This window comes from Gloeomargarita sp. SKYB120, from assembly GCA_025062155.1.
Taxonomy (GTDB): Bacteria; Cyanobacteriota; Cyanobacteriia; order Gloeomargaritales; family Gloeomargaritaceae; genus Gloeomargarita.
Genome location: JANXAM010000010.1, coordinates 48,194 through 65,140 on the forward strand (window position 1 = coordinate 48,194; position 16,947 = coordinate 65,140).

At 52.0% G+C, this 16,947-nt stretch carries 16 protein-coding genes; 4 read left to right on the top strand and 12 right to left on the bottom strand.

All coding sequences use genetic code 11. From position 1 onward, the window contains the following. Positions 1-8: 8 nt before the first annotated feature. Positions 9-1,334, top strand: coding sequence for an HlyD family type I secretion periplasmic adaptor subunit (locus NZ705_05495; GenBank protein ID MCS7292416.1), 1,326 nt, complete (start codon positions 9-11; stop codon positions 1,332-1,334). Positions 1,335-1,421: 87 nt separating this feature from the next. Here NZ705_05495 and NZ705_05500 read toward each other — a convergent pair whose 3' ends face one another. The 10 genes from NZ705_05500 to NZ705_05545 form a co-directional block, all read right to left on the bottom strand. Further along, positions 1,422-2,279, bottom strand: a complete 858-nt coding sequence (locus NZ705_05500; GenBank protein ID MCS7292417.1) for a sulfurtransferase — start codon at positions 2,277-2,279, stop codon at positions 1,422-1,424. Between the two features lie 288 nt (positions 2,280-2,567). Further along, complete coding sequence (locus NZ705_05505) at positions 2,568-3,701, bottom strand: acyl-CoA/acyl-ACP dehydrogenase (GenBank protein ID MCS7292418.1); 1,134 nt, start codon at positions 3,699-3,701, stop codon at positions 2,568-2,570. A 78-nt stretch (positions 3,702-3,779) separates the two neighbouring features. Beyond that, on the bottom strand, positions 3,780-4,316 hold the full coding sequence (locus NZ705_05510) for an OsmC family protein (GenBank protein ID MCS7292419.1): 537 nt from the start codon (positions 4,314-4,316) through the stop codon (positions 3,780-3,782). A gap of 192 nt (positions 4,317-4,508) precedes the next feature. After that, positions 4,509-5,285: an ABC transporter ATP-binding protein gene (locus tag NZ705_05515; GenBank protein MCS7292420.1), complete on the bottom strand. Its 777-nt coding sequence runs from the start codon at positions 5,283-5,285 to the stop codon at positions 4,509-4,511. 101 nt (positions 5,286-5,386) lie between these two features. Continuing rightward, on the bottom strand, positions 5,387-6,187 hold the full coding sequence (locus NZ705_05520) for an ABC transporter permease (GenBank protein MCS7292421.1): 801 nt from the start codon (positions 6,185-6,187) through the stop codon (positions 5,387-5,389). 1 nt (position 6,188) lies between these two features. Next, positions 6,189-7,784, bottom strand: a complete 1,596-nt coding sequence (locus tag NZ705_05525; protein ID MCS7292422.1) for an ABC transporter substrate-binding protein — start codon at positions 7,782-7,784, stop codon at positions 6,189-6,191. Positions 7,785-7,957: 173 nt separating this feature from the next. Further along, the gene (locus NZ705_05530) at positions 7,958-8,560 is read right to left on the bottom strand and encodes a TetR/AcrR family transcriptional regulator (protein ID MCS7292423.1); all 603 of its coding nucleotides are present in this window, start codon (positions 8,558-8,560) and stop codon (positions 7,958-7,960) included. A 50-nt stretch (positions 8,561-8,610) separates the two neighbouring features. After that, complete coding sequence (gene cynS / locus NZ705_05535; protein ID MCS7292424.1) at positions 8,611-9,051, bottom strand: cyanase; 441 nt, start codon at positions 9,049-9,051, stop codon at positions 8,611-8,613. A 115-nt stretch (positions 9,052-9,166) separates the two neighbouring features. Further along, complete coding sequence (locus tag NZ705_05540; protein ID MCS7292425.1) at positions 9,167-9,538, bottom strand: response regulator; 372 nt, start codon at positions 9,536-9,538, stop codon at positions 9,167-9,169. A gap of 55 nt (positions 9,539-9,593) precedes the next feature. After that, positions 9,594-9,971: a response regulator gene (locus NZ705_05545; GenBank protein MCS7292426.1), complete on the bottom strand. Its 378-nt coding sequence runs from the start codon at positions 9,969-9,971 to the stop codon at positions 9,594-9,596. A gap of 145 nt (positions 9,972-10,116) precedes the next feature. On the opposite strand from NZ705_05545, the gene hmpF reads away from it, so the two are divergent. Further along, the gene (gene hmpF, locus NZ705_05550; GenBank protein ID MCS7292427.1) at positions 10,117-11,823 is read left to right on the top strand and encodes a pilus motility taxis protein HmpF; all 1,707 of its coding nucleotides are present in this window, start codon (positions 10,117-10,119) and stop codon (positions 11,821-11,823) included. On the opposite strand, the gene tilS is transcribed toward hmpF, so the two are convergent. Continuing rightward, positions 11,820-12,779, bottom strand: coding sequence for a tRNA lysidine(34) synthetase TilS (tilS, locus tag NZ705_05555; protein ID MCS7292428.1), 960 nt, complete (start codon positions 12,777-12,779; stop codon positions 11,820-11,822). The genes hmpF and tilS overlap by 4 nt on opposite strands. Next, on the bottom strand, positions 12,776-15,070 hold the full coding sequence (locus NZ705_05560; protein MCS7292429.1) for an endonuclease MutS2: 2,295 nt from the start codon (positions 15,068-15,070) through the stop codon (positions 12,776-12,778). Before NZ705_05560 ends, tilS begins: the two co-directional genes overlap by 4 nt. 87 nt (positions 15,071-15,157) lie before the next feature. On the opposite strand from NZ705_05560, the gene NZ705_05565 reads away from it, so the two are divergent. Together NZ705_05565 and NZ705_05570 are read left to right on the top strand one after the other, a co-directional pair. Beyond that, positions 15,158-15,493 carry a 2Fe-2S iron-sulfur cluster-binding protein gene (locus tag NZ705_05565; GenBank protein MCS7292430.1) on the top strand — a complete coding sequence of 112 codons (336 nt, stop codon included), beginning with the start codon at positions 15,158-15,160 and terminating at the stop codon, positions 15,491-15,493. 902 nt (positions 15,494-16,395) lie between these two features. Further along, positions 16,396-16,608, top strand: a complete 213-nt coding sequence (locus tag NZ705_05570) for a helix-turn-helix domain-containing protein (protein MCS7292431.1) — start codon at positions 16,396-16,398, stop codon at positions 16,606-16,608. Positions 16,609-16,947: the final 339 nt, after the last annotated feature.

The window sequence follows — 16,947 nt, forward strand, 5'->3', positions numbered from 1 at the left end:
GGGGTGATATGAGTCTGGACCGTCCAGTGACGAACCTGCAAAAACGCCCGCCTGCGGCGATAGCCGCATTGGACCAGCCGGTGGTGTTGCAACAGCCTAGTATTTGGTCACACGTGATTTTATGGTCGTTGATTGTGAGTGCAACGGGCGCGGTGACATGGGCGGCGCTGGCGCCAATAGAACAAGCGGTGCAGGCCCAGGGGAAACTGGAACCAGCAGGGAAAGTGCAGGAGGTACGGGTGCCGGTCAATGGGGTCGTGCGCGCGGTGCATGTGCGCGAAGGGGAGCAAGTGCAAAAAGGGCAATTGCTGCTGACGCTCGACCCGCGCTTGAACCAGGCGGATTTAGCGGCCAGCCGCCAGCTACGGGACAATTTGGTCGCGGAAAACCGGATTTACCGGGCGTTTTTGGCGGGGAACTTGCAAGTTGGCAACCTAACGCCCGAGCAGCGAGCGATGCTCAACGAGAGTTATCGGGAGCGAGCGACACGCATCGCAGCCACGCAAGAACGGATCGAGCAACTGCGGGAACAACTGCGCCAGAATCAAGCGTTGTTGACCAGTAATCTGGAAGTACTCAAACTCAATCGCCAGTTACTCCAGGACTTGCAAACCTTGGTCGAAGAAGGGGGTTTGGCGCGGGTGCAGTATGTGCGCCTGCAGCAGGAGGTTTTAGAGCAACAGGCCGAAGTCGAGCGCCTCGAACGGGAACGCCCCCGGCTGGAAAGCGCGATGCGTCAAGCCACCCAAGAGTTGCAAAATACCATTGCCGCCAGCCGACGCGACCTGCTTTTGCGCATCAGTGACAATGAGCGTCGGATTGCTGAGATTAATCGGCAACTGCAACAGGCGCAGGTTTCCCAGCAGTATCAGGAAGTGCGGGCGCCGGTGGGGGGGATGGTGTTTGATTTACAAGTCCATGCACCGGGTTATGTGGCCAACGTGAATGATTTGCGTCCTTTGCTCAAGATTGTGCCGACGGACCGGTTGGTGGGCAAGGTGTTTATCACAAATCGGGACATTGGTTTTGTGAAACCGGGGATGCCGGTGGATGTGCGCATTGACACATTTCCGTTTAGCGAGTTTGGGGATGTCAAGGGGAAGGTGGTGCAGATTGGTTCCGATGCGCTGCCGCCGGATGCGGTGTACAACTTTTTCCGGTTTCCAGCGACGATTGAGTTAGAGCGGCAGTATCTGGTAGTAGATGGGCGCCAAGTGCCCCTGCAGTCGGGGATGAGTATCTCGGCCAACATTCGTACCCGCCAGCGCACGGTGCTGAGCATCTTCACGGAGTTGTTCACCCGCCAAACCGAAAGCCTGCGATATGTCCGGTAGGGTCAAGCCACCCAGCGACCGGCATCGCAGAGCCTAACCGAGGACCTAAGCCAGTGCAACTGGCTAACTTGCTCTTAGCTCACTTGGTTACACCATGGCCGGTTGACCTGTTTCAATCGGTAATTCGGGGATACGGGACCATTCATTCCAGGAAGCAAAATAGTTGCGCACATCTCTAAAGCCCGCTTCTTTGAGCGCCACTAAAGTATTGGAGGCTCGTGAACCCTTGAAGCAATATACGTAAATACTTTTATCGGGAGTAACGCCTTTGGAACGACACATTTCCAATATTTCCGGTCCAGATTTAAACATTACTGGCTCTCTAGTGGTATCCATGAAGTTATACCACTCAATCCAAACTGCGCCAGGAATCCGACCCTTGCGGGGGCAAAAATCCCTACCATAGGGCGAAGAACTCTCTCCTAACCACTCATCACGATCACGCACATCAAGAATTACCACACCTTCTTTACCAATTCCGGCCAGCATTTCTTCCTTCGTCAGCCAAATTTCTGGATTAATCTGGACAGGAAATTTCTTGGCAATGGGATTTGCTGGCTCTGTAGAGATAGGCAAACCAGCTGATAACCATGCCTGGTAACCACCATGCAGAATCATAACCCTAGGGTAGCCAAGATACTTGAGCAGAAAATAACCTCGGCAGGATTGACCAAAACCCCGGTTCATGGCTTCTTCATAAACCACAGCAGTTTCTTCACCTGACAGACCAGCTGCACCAAAAATATCGGCAAATTTAGCGCTCATACTGGCAATGCCTTCAGGCGTAGAATCTGCCAAATAGGTAAAAATTTCACGGATATTCACTGCATTCGGGATATGGCCCTTAGCATAGTCTTTTGGGTCACGCGTATCAATAATGACTACTGGCTCACTCACACTGAGAGCAAATAGCTCCTGGGGAGACAAGAGTACCTTTTCGGCCATGATTTTTCTCCTGAAATGGGACCTAAACTACCTATAGATAATAGATAGAATCAGTCGAATAATTTGTGCCCAAAGCTACATTTAGAAAAACTGTTATACTTGAGTAGGTATTGCTCTGGAGTACTACAACTGTATGGATCTTTATTATCCAGATAACCGCCACAAAGTTTGGACATTTTATAGCCAAGCCGCTTTAGTTTGCTTAGAGAGAACCAACAGCCAACTTTGCCCTACGACTTAAGGGATGAAAAGTGTCAGTCTGCAGGGGGAAATTCCTGCAGGTATAAATCACTCGAGGGAAGCTAGCATCTTACGCAAGTGCTTAAGTGCAGGGGTTACAATAGCAACAAAGTAAGCCTCTCTCAACTTACGATAATAGGGACTGTTTTCCAAATAGGCAATTGCACCTGCGTGCAACATTGCAGATTGAGCGGCGCGCAGAGCCAGTTCTGACGCTTTGATTCTACATATAATTACTTCTTTAAGCGTCTCCTTTGAAAGGAATTTCTGACCACAACCAATCACCTCCGCAAGATGGTGGGAATTGCGACGTAGCTCATCTAGCTCCTTTTCTAAGCTTTCAGCCTGGTCATCCAGAAAACAGTTTACATGGGATTTACGACGATTCTGTTGCCGGATAAGTTCAATACAACTAGCAACAATACCCAGTCCTATACCAACTTGACTCAGAATAAATCCAGGCTTGATCAATTCTACGTACTGAGTGCAGGGCGCAGATAAGATCCATTCACTACTGACAAAATAATCACGGAATATACATTTAAAAGTGCCCGTTCCTTCGAGAGCAATAAAATGGGCATCATTGCGTAAAACTAAACCTGGCTCTCCACCCTTCACAATTGCCATCAAGTAATTACCTGAATTAGCCAAACGCGCAGCAATAGCAAAGTAATGACCGTCTCCGATATTTGAAACCCAGGGAAGCATACCATTCAGAACATATCCTCCCTGGCAAGGTTGAGCAATCAGGTTAATCTTTTCGATGCCAGCAAAGTGTTTCATGGGGTTAGATAAACCTGTACCAGCTAGAAATTCACCCCTGGCGACTGCTGGTAGGACTGTATGTTTCAAAAAGAGATTATCAGAGTTTTGCATATACCAGGCACAAGCATTCTGGCACCATGTTAGGAAACCAGTACTGCCGCATTCACGGGCAACAGTCTCAATCACTTGTAGAGTGCCCAGCAATCCCTGACCAGTGCCACCAAAATCAGAATCAACGGCCTGGGCATATGCTCCCAAAGCGCCAATGTACCTGAGAAAATCCTTGGGATAAAGACCTAAACGGTCAATTGCCTCCGTCATGGGCTGGAGCTTTTCTTTGACCGCCGCCTTTAAATGAGATATGAGAGTTGCCCCTGATAGAAATTGGGCATTGCCAAGAGCAACGGATGCAACCATAGAGAACCTCCAAAATAAAAGTGAAAAACAGTCCCTAAAGTGACCCTACCGCTGACTCTTTAGGGACTGGAGAAAACCCTAGGCAAGAGTTACGGTCATGTTGACAGGATTGCGCAAGGTATTTGCCACGGGAGACCAGTAGTTGGCATGGGCAACCAAATCCTCCAGCGCCGCCCTATCAACCCCTTCGGCAGCAATGTCCACTTGCACACGAATGTCGGAAAACCCCAAACGCTTTTCCGATAAATCGCCAATTCCCCAGACGCCAGTGATATTGATATCCCCTTCTACATACAGCTCTAGCTTCGTTAGCTGGATACCACGCATGATGGCGTTGGCATGAATCCCAACCGATAGGCATGAGCCTAGCGCAGCAAGCACTGCTTCAGATGGGTTCGGAGCTGTATCTTGCCCGAGTAAAGTGGGAGGTTCATCAATAATGTGGGCTGGTAAGTTCCGAACGTAATTCAAATTCCGAAATTGTCCTTCGCATACTGTCTTGACCTTCAACGTGGCCACTGCATTGGGATTGGCTTTAGCCTTTTCCGCCAAGGACACCAACCCGTCTTTGCTCACTGGACGCAAACAGGTCTTGATTTCCGCCGATTGAGTCATGGCTCTACCCCTTCGTGAGTAAGTAAATAGAACGCTCTTTATAGTAAGTTAGCCTGTAGCCGTTTGGCAAATTGTTACCTGGGATACCGTTTCTTCAAACTTCTTGGGGCTACTGATATCGCCAATCATTGGAAAACCAGCAAGGGAACTTAACCCTGTGACCCTGGCGATGACAAGCGTAAATAAAAAGCACTACCCTAAATTCTGGGCTTTTTCGACTTCACGGGTTTCCCGCGTGAGATGTTCTTCCATTAAAGCCTTCAGCTCGTGATAACCGGCTTGTTGGTCCAAGGTATCCCGATGTCGCGGTCGTGGAAATGGTACATCTAAAATCCGGTCAATTTTGGCTGAGGGGCCCCTAGTCATCATGATAATTTTGTCCGATAGCAGCAGGGCTTCTTCGATACTGTGAGTAACTAGCACAACCGTTTTGCGTTTTTGTTCCCAGATACGCTCAACTTCATCCTGAAGATACCCTCTCGTTAGTGCATCAAGTGCACCAAATGGCTCGTCCATGAGCAAAATTTGTGGCTCAATTGCTAATGCACGCGCAATACTGACTCTTTGTTTCATGCCTCCAGAGAGTTCGTGGGGGTACTTCCGCTCGGCGCCGCGCAATCCCACCAGCTCAATATATTCATAAGCAAGACTAAGGCGTTGGGGCTTAGTCATCTGTGGAAAAACAGTCTCAATAGCAAAAAGAATATTCTCCAAGGCCGTCATCCAGGGTAGCAATGAATAGTTCTGGAAAACAACGCCACGGTCAGGTCCTGGACCAGTAATAGGTTGACCATTGAGAAATACCTTGCCCCCAGTCGGTCGCACCAAACCAGCGATGATATTCAGTAGTGTTGACTTTCCACAACCAGAAGGCCCAATGATGGATACAAATGTATTAGGTTCTATATCCAGGTTGATGTCAGAAAGAGCAACGTAATTCTTAGTTGAGCGACGCGTCACCCTATCCATCCAGCTACACCGCCCTGGATAGACCATGTAAATGTGGCGCAAAGACAGATGACTTGTTGGTTCAGCGACCAAGGACTCAGTCTGCATTTGCTCAGCTGTAATCATACTTGCCTCCCGTAAGCAACCCAACTCTGAAGCAATGCAAAAAGTCGGTCAAATAAAAGGCCGACGAAACCAATGACAATTATCCCCGTAATCAGGCTGGTGATGCTCAAATTATTCCACTCATTCCACACAAAATAACCCATCCCTAGATTGCCAATGATAATCTCTGCCGCCACAATTACTAGCCAAGCAATGCCAAACCCTATCCGCATACCAGCAACAATGTTCGGTGCAGCGGCGGGTAGAATGACTCTTGTAATTGTGCGCCAGAAAGAAGCCCCCAAGAAACGAGTGACATCTAGGTAGGATTTGTCCACGGTGCTCACCCCAAACCTAGTATTCAGCAGGGTGGGCCACATACTGGTAATTGTGATAACGAATAAAGCTGTCGCCTCTGAGTCCTTGAGTAATCCCAAGCCTAAGGGCAACCAAGCCAGCGGTGAGACTGGTCTGAGGACTTGAACATAGGGATTTAGCGCCTTATCAACCACTTCCGAGAGTCCCATGAGAACACCTACAGGAATGGCAATAGATACGCCGATTAAAAAGCCTAAACAAACACGGCGTAAGCTAAACAAAACCAGCCACCCAATCCCCTTATCATTAGGCCCATTGTCGTAGAATGGATTGGATACCCACCGCCAAAACTCCTTAGCAGTATCAAAGGGAGAAGGGATCAGCTCCGAGAAAATACGCGCCTTGACACCCATATCCCACAGCGTCACTAAGACCATGAATGAAAGAATGAACAGCGCCAAGGCCGTAATGTTTCGATGACGTTCCCATACGGTTGGCATACTACAATTTAAACCTCCTTCTTTGCTCAGCGATATAAGCTGCAGGATTTTGAGGATTAAAAGTATCAAACTTCAAACGTTCAACCCGTAGCTCTTGTGTGGGTGGATTCTGCCCCGTCTCCCGAGCTAAGGTTCTTGCGAGAGCTGTTTGGAAAACTTGATCAGCAATTTCTTTGTAGCGAGCCTGCTTTTCCGGCATCAGATTCCAACGCACCATCTGGGACATGAGCCAATAGGCAAAACTCTTCCAGGGGTAAGGGTCAAAGTCAATCCGGTCAGGGACATTGAATTTTCGGCCTTGACCGTCCTCAAAGTTACCCGTCAGCACAGCGTTGATCACTGGCTCAGGTGCGTTCAAAAATTCTCTAGCGGCAATGGCTCTAGCAATTCTTGGGCGATTAACGGCCTGTCGCGAAAAACCACAGCCGTCAATAATCGCCTTGTTCACGGCGCGGAAGGTATTGGGGTGGTCACTGATCCAGCGCTGACTAGCCGCAAAGGCACAACAGGGATGGCCCTGCCACAATTCTTTGCTGAGCATGATGATGTGACCCACTTTATTGAAGACAGCCCGCTGTCCGACACTATCAGGAAGCAAAAAGGCATCCAACTGTCCAGCGGCCATCTTTGCTAGGGCTTCAGGAGGTGGAATAATGACAATCTCCACGTCCCGGTCAGGATTGAGACCCGCCGTTGCCAAATAGTAACGAATCAGCAAATTATGCACCGAATAGGGGAAAGGCACACCGATACTGAAACCACGGAAATCTCTAGGCCCTTTAACTTTACCCTGGTGCTTGTTAGCTACAACAATCGACTGTCCATGGATGTTTTCTATGCTAGCCAAGCGCATCGGGAAAGTCACTGAACCAAGTCCCAGTGTCATCGCAATGGGCATGGGTGTTAGCATGTGATAGGCATCCAGTTCACCCGCAATCGCTGAATCCCTAATAGCCGGCCAGCTCGGCATTTTTATCAATTCCACCTCAAGGCCATATTTTTTGTAAAAGCCCAGTGGCTTTGACATGATGATGGGTGTGGCGCAGGTAATGGGGATAAAGCCGATTTTAAGTTGATTTTTCTCGGGTTTACCTGGACCTTTGTCCTGCGCTCTTAGGTCGTCCTGGGTTAGGATAGACTGCATCGAAAAGGCAAGCGCTAGTAAACCTGCTGCAATGGTGATTTGCTTGAGAAAATGGCGACGGCTAAAACTTCCTTTTTTCAGAGTTGCGCCTAAAAATTCTTCGACCTGTGGGCCAAATGCAGCACGGAATGCAGCGGCTACTCCGCCAGCTTCTTTGATAAGTTCCTCACACAGTTGCCGTTTTAGAGGGTCGTCCCCCGCCACATAATCTGTGAACAAAGCATCTAGCATTTCAGCCTTGGCAAGTTTTTCTCCCAAAGCAACTGCCTCTGGACTGTACAGCCCCATCTTGTAGAAGTCATCGGCCAGGTCAATGGGGTCTTGTGGCATACCAAGCGCCTGATGGTCATGCTCTTGGGGCGAATGCATCCCGCCACAAAAACATCTCAATTCTTCATGCGGCTCCTGTTGCTCACCCAGGTAGATAGAAACGCTTTTCGTCCAAACAGCCATAGCTCCCGCAAAACTGTTTTACTACGAAGAATTTATTGAATTTACCCCCACTTATCTGTAACAATCGCTACTAAATAAAACGTTTTGTTTATTTGCAACCAACGCAGAGCGTGGTCAATCCCGAGCCGTTTGTCTGTAACAATGGCTACTAAATGGGTGACTGCTAGGGCAATTTAGTGTTTGATACAGGCATCCTTTAGGAGCTGGCGGATGTAGCTAAAGCCACGTCTGAGGTGATGACGTTCGTCTCCTTGGTCATAAAGACGGCTCATGAGCAAGGTGCCTTCCATATAAGTCAGTATTTGCTCTGCAAGCTGCTCTGGAACAATCTCGGGCCGGAGCTGCTGCTTCCCCTGTTCGAGCAACCTGGTAAAAATTCCTTGCCATTCGTCAAAAACAGTTATCAGATGCTTTCTAAAAGCATCATCTGAACCGGCTAAGTCCACAATCAAGTTGCCTAATAGACATCCGGCGCAGTTTGGCTCATGCAAATGGCGCTGCTCGATAGCATCAATGACCGCCAGTAGCTGGGCAATCGGTTCGTCGCAAGAAGCGATCGCTGGCCATATCACCTTATCCCTGATGTTCTTCCATTGATAATCAATCAGTGCATGCCCTAGCTCGTCTTTGTTCCCAAAGTAGTTGTATATACTGCCGGCGCTGGTTTGACTGACCGCCAACAGCTCTTTCAAACCAGTTGCACGAAATCCGTGCTGGTGAACAACATCTACGATAGAACGTAGGATGTCCTCACGTGTTCGCTTGATATAGGCCATACAAGCTGTCAATCATCCGAAGAAAGGCCCGCCATCCTCTCCAGGGGTCATTACCACTTCTTGTAGGGAAGAAATTTACCACTCATCACCACTTTAACTCGTGCGCCGCCGGGGTCATCAACCTTTTCGACATCCAAAGTAAAGTCAATAGCGCTCATAATACCATCGCCAAACTTCTCCTGGATGACATCTTTTAAGGGCAGGCCGTAAATCTGCACAATCTCATAAAAGCGATAGATGAGGGGGTCTGTCGGCACAGTAGGCCCTAAACCTTTGACAGGATAGACGGTCAATTCAGTTAGGTCGGCTTCTGGTAAACCCAACGCTTCGGCTAGTTGCTTCACTTGGGTAGGCGTTGCGGTAGCCTGGCGATAGAACAGCGCCGCTGTAAAGACTTCACTCTGACCGATGAGCTTGCCTAGCTCCGCAAAGGTCAACCCCTTCTCGCGCTTGGCTTTCAATAGCTTTGCACTAATTTCTGGAATCATCATCGCTCACACACCCTAGCTTGAAAGAGCATTCTATCTAAATCTTACGGGAAAGGGGTTGCATTTTTGTATCGTTGGCAACACTTGGTCAAGTTTGTACTGGAGCTAGCTAAGCCACCTACTGCGCTTGCAGCAGGGCCATCACCTTGGCCAGCAATTGCTGCGGTTCAAAGGGTTTGACGATGTAATCGGTTGCTCCTTGGCGCTTGGCCCAATGCTCATCAAAGGGTTCTCCCTTGGACGAACACACGAGAATCGGGACGTTGACGGTTGCCGCCTCCGGTTTGCGCAATTGCCGGATGAGTTCGTAGCCGTTCATGACCGGCATCACCACGTCCGTAATCACTAGATGGGGCACCGCCTGTTTTACGCACTCTAGGGCTTCGCTGCCGTTGCTGGCGGCCATGACGGTCATGCCCTTGTCCTTGAGTAGGCTGACAATCATTTCTCGCTGAGGCGCGCTGTCCTCCACAACCAAAATCCTGTGCATGGCCCTTGATGACGCTGGAAAGTTTTTTTAATCTTACACCTATCTAAGGCAGAGATTAACGCTGCTGGCTAGCCCGCAAAAGACTCCGTACAGTCCCTACCAGCACCTGGGGTTCAAAGGGCTTAACTACGTAGGCGTTCGACCCCAGCCGCTGCGCCCAGTGCTTGTCAAAGACTTCCCCCTTGACACTACAGACGACTACCGGTACGTTGGCCAGCTCAGGACGCTTGCGCACCTCCCGCAACAATTCGTAGCCGTTCATGTTGGGCATGACCACATCCAGCACAATGATGTCGGGGCGGGTGGTTTTGAGCTTCTCGAGGGCCTCTCGGCCATCTGCCGCGGCAATCACCTCCAGCCCATCTTTGGCTAGCGTCTCTGCCATCATCTCGCGTTGGGCGCGCTGATCCTCAACCACCAGTACTGTTGCCATAGAGACCCCCAGCTTGACCCGCGCACCTCCATTTTACACGGAACGATTCGTGGCTCAAGTTGAACCGCCAGACCTGCTATACTCTATACTGTTTTAACAACGCCAGGGCTGAGGGCCTAGGCTAGCTTGTTAGTGCTGCGACTGTTTGTTGGTAGAGCGTGTCCTGAGGGCGACAGTGGTGAAATATCTAGCAGAAATTCAGCGACGGACGAAAACAGGCTTTTTAGGGACGGCCACCAGCATTGAATTGAATGTTTTAGCGGTGCAGCGAGGGGAGTTGTGGTCTACTACCTCTACGACCTTATCGCTGACGCCGGCGGATGAAAAGCGTTTTGACCAGAGCTACGGCAACGGTGCCCTGGTGCTGGTGGAAACGGACGCCAACAACAAAGTCCTGCAAGTTGACGACGCCAAGCGCCATGTGCTGAACATCTTGCGCCAGATGAACCAACTGCAAGAGAGATTGCAGCAGGTGGAACGCGAATCGGAAGAAATGCAGCAATCCCTCATGCTTCAGGCGCAGGAGTTTCACCGGCGGCAAATGGAATTGGAAGAACGGTTGGCCCAGGTGGAACAGGCGGAAGAAGCGCTCAAGGGACTGGAGGAACAACAGCAGCAGCTCCAGATGCTCCAGGCGGAAGTGGAAGCCCTGCAAGCCGATATCCAGCAAAAGGAAGCCGCCCTTAGCCAAGCGTGGCAGCAGTTAGAACGGGAGCGGGAGCAACTGCAGGCGAATCGCGCGGGGGTGCTTACCCACGACATGGCCCAGCAGATGCTCAGTTGTGTAGAGCAACTACGGCGGGTGCAACCGGCGGGAGATAGTTTCCATCGCTGGCACGAGCTACTGACGCAACAACAACGCTTTCTGGATGCTCAACAGCATCAATCCCACCAAGCCCAAGACCAACTGCAATCCCTTCAGGAACGACTGCATCAACTCCAACCCCAATGGTCGGAATTGCATCGGCGGGAAGCGGAACTGGTTGCTCAAGAACGGCTAGCGGAACATTTGCAAGCAGAGTGCGAGCAACTTCAGCAGCGATTGCTGGTGTTGGATCGAGCGGTCCAGGACCAGGAACAAACCTGTAAACAAATGAAACGTCTGATTGGTGCTAGCGCCCTGGTGGACAGAGCCGCATTGATGGCGATGGATTTGGAGGAGTTGGAACGGGAGGTTCAAGACAAGGAACAGGCTGTACATAAACTGCAAAATTATTTGCGGGAACAGGAAGAAGAGCTGCGTATGCAACAGGAAGCAATTGAAGCAATCCGTGCCAAGATGCAGCAGGCGAATGATTACGAAAAAATTGACCTGGAAAGTGAACTGGAAAGCGAGCAGCAAAATTATCAATTTTTGGAAGCGTCTTTGCTGGGACAACGAGAGACGCTCGCGGAACGGGAAGCTATCGCCCGCGCCTACCGGCAAATTCTAGAACAACGCTTGGGTCGCGCTACTGCAGACGACAAAAGCTCGGATTTGGAACCCATCTTGCAGGCGGCGGAGCAACAATTGCAGCGCTTAATCCAGGAACGCCAGGCTTGCCAGCAGCAATTCCAGGAACGGCAGGCTCAGTTGGAACAACTACGAGACCGCCTACAACAGGAACGGGACGCCTGCGCTCAATACCGGCATGCCTTGACACAACAACAACAGGAGTGGGAGCAGACGCGCCAGCAATTGGAGCAGCTCACAGGCCGCATCAATGCCTATCAAGACTTATTACCAGCGCAACAGGACTATCTCCGCCAACTGTGGGAGTGCTATCACCAAGTGGGTCAGGGGGTTGGACAAGGGCAATCCCAGGTGGTGGATGAGTTATTAGCGCTGATGCAGCAGGTGCTCCAGAGTTAGTCGGTCATGACCAAAACATCTCCCTGGACAACGACGCGCTGACCACCGGGCAAAGGAGCGCTCTGGCTGCGGTTTCCAGCGGTAACGAGTCGCCGGATGTGTTCAATGTGATGAAAATCCACAGCGCGACCCAGTTGTTTTTGCAGAAAAGTGCGCAGAACGTGACGTTGACCAGCGAGGGGCAATCGGGCTAGTTTACGCCGGTTGAGGGCCTGCTGCTGAGGGTCGTACAAGTAGGGCCAGAGATGGTTCACCCACTGTTGCCAAAACTGTTGTTCAGCGGTGAGGATGTCTAAGGTTTGGAGCAATTGCCGCTCAATCTGGGGATTGAAGTGACGGCGCAGGTAGGGAATCAGTTCGTGACGAATGCGATTGCGCCGGTAGTCCAAGGTTTGATTGGTCGGGTCGGGCCAGATGCACAACCCTTGCTGTTGACAGTAGGTGGCGGTTTCGTCGCGCGTGATGTGCCACAGTGGTCGAACTAAACGAATCGTCGGCGTCAGGGACCGGGCCGCAACCAACGCCACCAACCCACTCACCCCGCTGCCGCGCCAGAGGTTAAACAAAAATGTTTCCACGCGGTCGCTGGCGGTGTGGCCGGTCGTGATGATGGTGTACTGGTGTTGTTGGGCAATTTGCACCAGCGCTTGATAACGCCATTGCCGCCCGGCCGCTTCTTGGGGTGGGAGGTTCTGGGCGCGCATCACATGAAACGGATACCCGTAGTGTTGGGCAAGTTGCGCGATGTAGTGGGCATTATCGGCGCTGTCGGGTCGCCAGCCATGGTCGCAGTGGGCCACGCCCAAAACCCAGTCCCACCGCGGTCGCAACTGGTGCAGCACGTCCAGCAGGCACAGGGAATCCTGACCACCAGAGACGGCGACTAACACCCGCGCCTGGGCCGGTAGATAATTTGTCTGCCGGAGAAAGGCTTGCACCCGTCGTGGGAGGTTCATGACTGCCAGTAGGCAATGGTCGTCGTGGGGTTGGGCGTTTCCCAGCGCTGGATGTGGGGGTGTTGCTCTAAGTAGGCATGGACGGCTTGCCGGAGTCGCCCTGTCCCTTGACCATGAATGATCCACCAGGCCCGTTGACCCCCGTGTAGCTGCTGGTCCAGTTGGGCTGGTACCTGTTCCACTCGTAGGCCCCGTAGGTCAATGGTGTTGTCGGGGGTTTGCACCAAGGGCGGCGGCGGCAGCGCAACGGGTTGCCCGTCTAACGAGGTCACGTCTTTCGCCGAGGCCGTCACCCGCAGTTGTCCCAACCGCACAGTCATCTTGCCGTCCGCATCGGGCAAACTCAGGACTTCCCCTACCTGGCCCAACACGCGCACCCGTTGCCCAATCTGAGGGGTGAATCCGGCGACTACAGGTTCCGGTCGGGGTTGGTGACGCTTTTGAATATCCCTGAGGGTGGCGCTGGCGTGGTGGGCTTTTTGAGCCGTAACGCGGCGGCCCTTGAGGGTTTGGATCACCTGGGCAATTTCCTGCTTGGCTTGGGCAATGGCGGCTTCCACAGCTTGGGTTTGATGTTCCGCCAGGGCTTGTTTTTGCCGCTGGAGTTCCTGAGCCTGCTGTTGGATTTGCTGGTAAAGCTGTTCTGCTTGGGCCAGCAGTTCCGCGGCGGCTTGGTTTTTCTGCACTTGTTCCTGGCGATGCTGCTCGATTTGCCGGAGCAATTGATTGAGTTCTTGGTGGCTGCTGTGGAGATAGGAGGCTGCTCGCTGGAGAATGGCGGGGTCAAGGCCTAACCGCTGGGCGATCCGCAGGGCCTGCGATTGACCAGGGATGCCCCAGAGTAGGTGATAGGTAGGGGCGAGGGTGACGTCATCGAAGGCGACGGAAACGTTTTCAAACCGGGGGTCCTGGTACTTAAGGAGCTTGAGTTCGCCGTAGTGGGAGGTCGCCAGGGTCAAGCGGGCCTGGTCCGCACAGGTTTCCAACAGCGCGCGCGCCAAGGCTGTGCCTTCAGTAGGGTCAGTGCCGGCGCCAATTTCGTCCAAAAGAACCAGCGACTCGGAAGTAGCGGCCTGGAGAATCCGCTGGATGCGGGTGATGTGGCCTGAAAAGGTAGAGAGGTTTTGGCTCAGGGATTGCTCGTCGCCAATGTCAGCCAACACCTGGTCAAACCAGGGAAGTTGCGCCGGGGCCACCGCTGGTAGATACAAACCGGCCTGCGCCATGAGTGCCACCAGCCCTAGGGTTTTCAAGGTCGCCGTTTTCCCGCCGGTGTTGGGTCCCGTAATCACCACCACCCGCACATCCGCCGGAATCAACAAGTCAATGGGAACAACAGGGCGACCGGCTTCGTGGTGGGCTTGCCAGACCAGCAGGGGATGCCGCACCTGGCGTAATTGCACGCTCGGGCCGAACTGGGGGGGATGACCGTTCAACCAGCGACTGTAATGACAACGGGCGTAGGCCACGTCCAGCCGGGTTAACCCCAGAGCCAATTGGCGCAGGTCATCAGCCACCGCTCCCACCTGCTGACTCAATTCCTGCCGCACGGCTTCGGCCAGTTCTTGCACCCGTTTTTGCTGGATACGCCACTCGTTGTTGAGCGGGACGACGCTGTGGGGTTCGATGTAGTAGGTGGCGCCGGAAGCAGACGTGTCGTGAACCAAACCGGGGATGACGTCCTTGTGGCTGGCTTTAACCGGTAATACATAGCGGTCGTGACGCTGGGTCATCAGGGGTTCCTGGAGCGCCTGGGGATGTTTTTGCATGAGCTGCTGAAGGGTTTGCCGGAGACGTTCTTCGGTCTGGCGGCATTGCTGGCGGGCCTGGGCCAAGGCGGGACTGGCGCGGTCGGTCACGTCTCCCCCATCGTCAATGCAGTGGAAAATGGTTTGTTCGAGTTCGGGATGGGTACGCCAAGGTGCCACCAACGCTTGCAGAACTGGAATGTCCCGCTGGGCTTCTATTTGCCGCCGCACCTGCCGAGCAGTTTGACACAGATACGCCAGCGCTAGGAGCTCCAACCCACTCAGGAGGCCCCCCCGTTCCGCACGCTCAATGGCTGGTAACACGTCATCCACTTTGGATAAATCCAGGCGCACGCCCCGTTCCGTCAGCAGGTCAATCGCTTGGGTTTCCGCCAAAAGCTGCAAAGCGGTGGCCTGGTCCGTTGCCGGTTGCCAGTGTTGAGCGGCTTGTTTGCCAGTCTTCGTTTGGGCAAAGGTGGCGAGATGTTCACACAGACGCGGCCATTCCAACAGTTCGAGCGTTTCGCGGTGAATATCCCCCATGGAACTCCGACAATGGACTGCCTTGATCCTAGCGTGGGGGTCGAAATTGCGTACAATGCATGTGGTGCGGGTTCAGTGCAAAAGAGGATGACGGAAATCTTTCCCATCGAAATTCGCCATCGGGGGCAAGTTTTCACGATACAAGCGCCGGCCAACCAGACGATTTTAGATAGCGCTGCTGCAGCGGGCTGGGAATTACCGTCGTCTTGCCGGGCGGGCATTTGCACGACCTGTGCCGCTCGTCTTCTCAGTGGGACGGTGGAGCAACCGGATGCGATGGGATTGAGCCCAGCACTGATGGAACAGGGATTTGCCCTACTGTGTGTAGCCTATCCCCGCTCACCCATCGTTTTGGAAACGGGTCACGAGGAAACAGTTTACGAACTGCAATTCGGTCAGTTTCAAAAACCTGCCAAGTCTTAGTTATGCGCTCTCGATAATGAGCATCAGACCCAGGTGCTCGACGAAGGATTGAAAGTCCCCGTCTCGGATGTAGCACACGGCAATAAGAACTTCAATTATTCTCAAATTATCTTACGAATCGCGATACTATGCTTACGGAGGGTTCTGTAGTTCTCAGCACAGTTGATGGCGTTGGCTTTGCCCAGCATCGCTACGACCGTCAAAAAACGCATCAGTTGCTTAGCCGTTTCGTCATCCGCGTCGCTGCGAAAACCTTAGAGCACTTTAGCAAGGATTACATCAGCCATAGCTGAGCAGCTTCGGTTTGTCAGGGCGATGGCAGGAAACCCCAAGGTGGAGCCGCGCCCTGCGACCCAAGAGCTGACAACCATAGATGACCCAGCTATAGCAGTTCAACCCCAAGCAAGGAGTCGAGTTTGTCAGTTTCAGGGTTGGCAACGCTGCTGGTAGTCCTGTTCTTGTCATGGATAGAATAGACCAAGGCCAAATGCTTGCTCCACTGATTAAGCCTTATTGACAATAGTCGGCAAAGGAATCGCGCTTTTCGACTTACCTTGTAAGAATCTCACTTTATGAAGCTATGCTTTGACCAACGCTGCAATGCATCATTACCTGCATAGCACTACCTCTGTTTCCTGTGCTATGTTGCCAGACTCAAATTCGTACTCGATAGCAGCAATTATATTCTACAGGGCATTTATGTGACCACGACACGACCGTAATCATCGTGAGACAGTGGCAAAGATAATTGTGCAAACACTGCCCGACTGCAACCAAATAAGCTAAGCCATGGTAGCTAGGATGGCCGGGATGGATAGCGTTATGTCTAGGGCTGCTGCTCCAACTATAGCCAAGCTTTTTAAGGTTGTCATATAATGAACGTGTTGCTAGGGAGTGAGAAAATGCCCAGACCGTATAACTATGATTTGCGTAAGAAGGCGGTAGAAGCCATCTCGAATGGCGCCACTATCATGGGAGCCAGTCGGTTCCTGAACGTCAGCTATCGAACGGTACAGCGCTGGCTCAGACAAGGGTCAGAAACAGGAGATGTCCACCCCAAGGAAGGCTATCAAAAAGGCCATCGTCATAAGCTGAAAGACCTAGAAGAATTCTAGCAGTTTGTGGATTAACGGGAGATGGCCGCTCACTTCGGTGTGAGTTAAGGCCCTGCAAAAGATAGGCTATACCCACAAAAAAAACGTATTTCTAAAAGCGACAGGCTTACTGTGGTCAATCGAGCAGATACCACCAGAGCAGGTGGTCTATATGGACCAATCTGGCGTAGATTACCGGGATATTGATGAATAAGGAGAGAGTTTAATCGTGGAGAACGAGTTAGCATGATGGCGGCTTACCCATCAGGGCGTGTGATGGAACCATTTACTTGGATAGGCTATTATCCAGTGGTTAAGTGAGAGACTTTTACCAGCGATTGGTCCTGGGAAAGTTTTGGC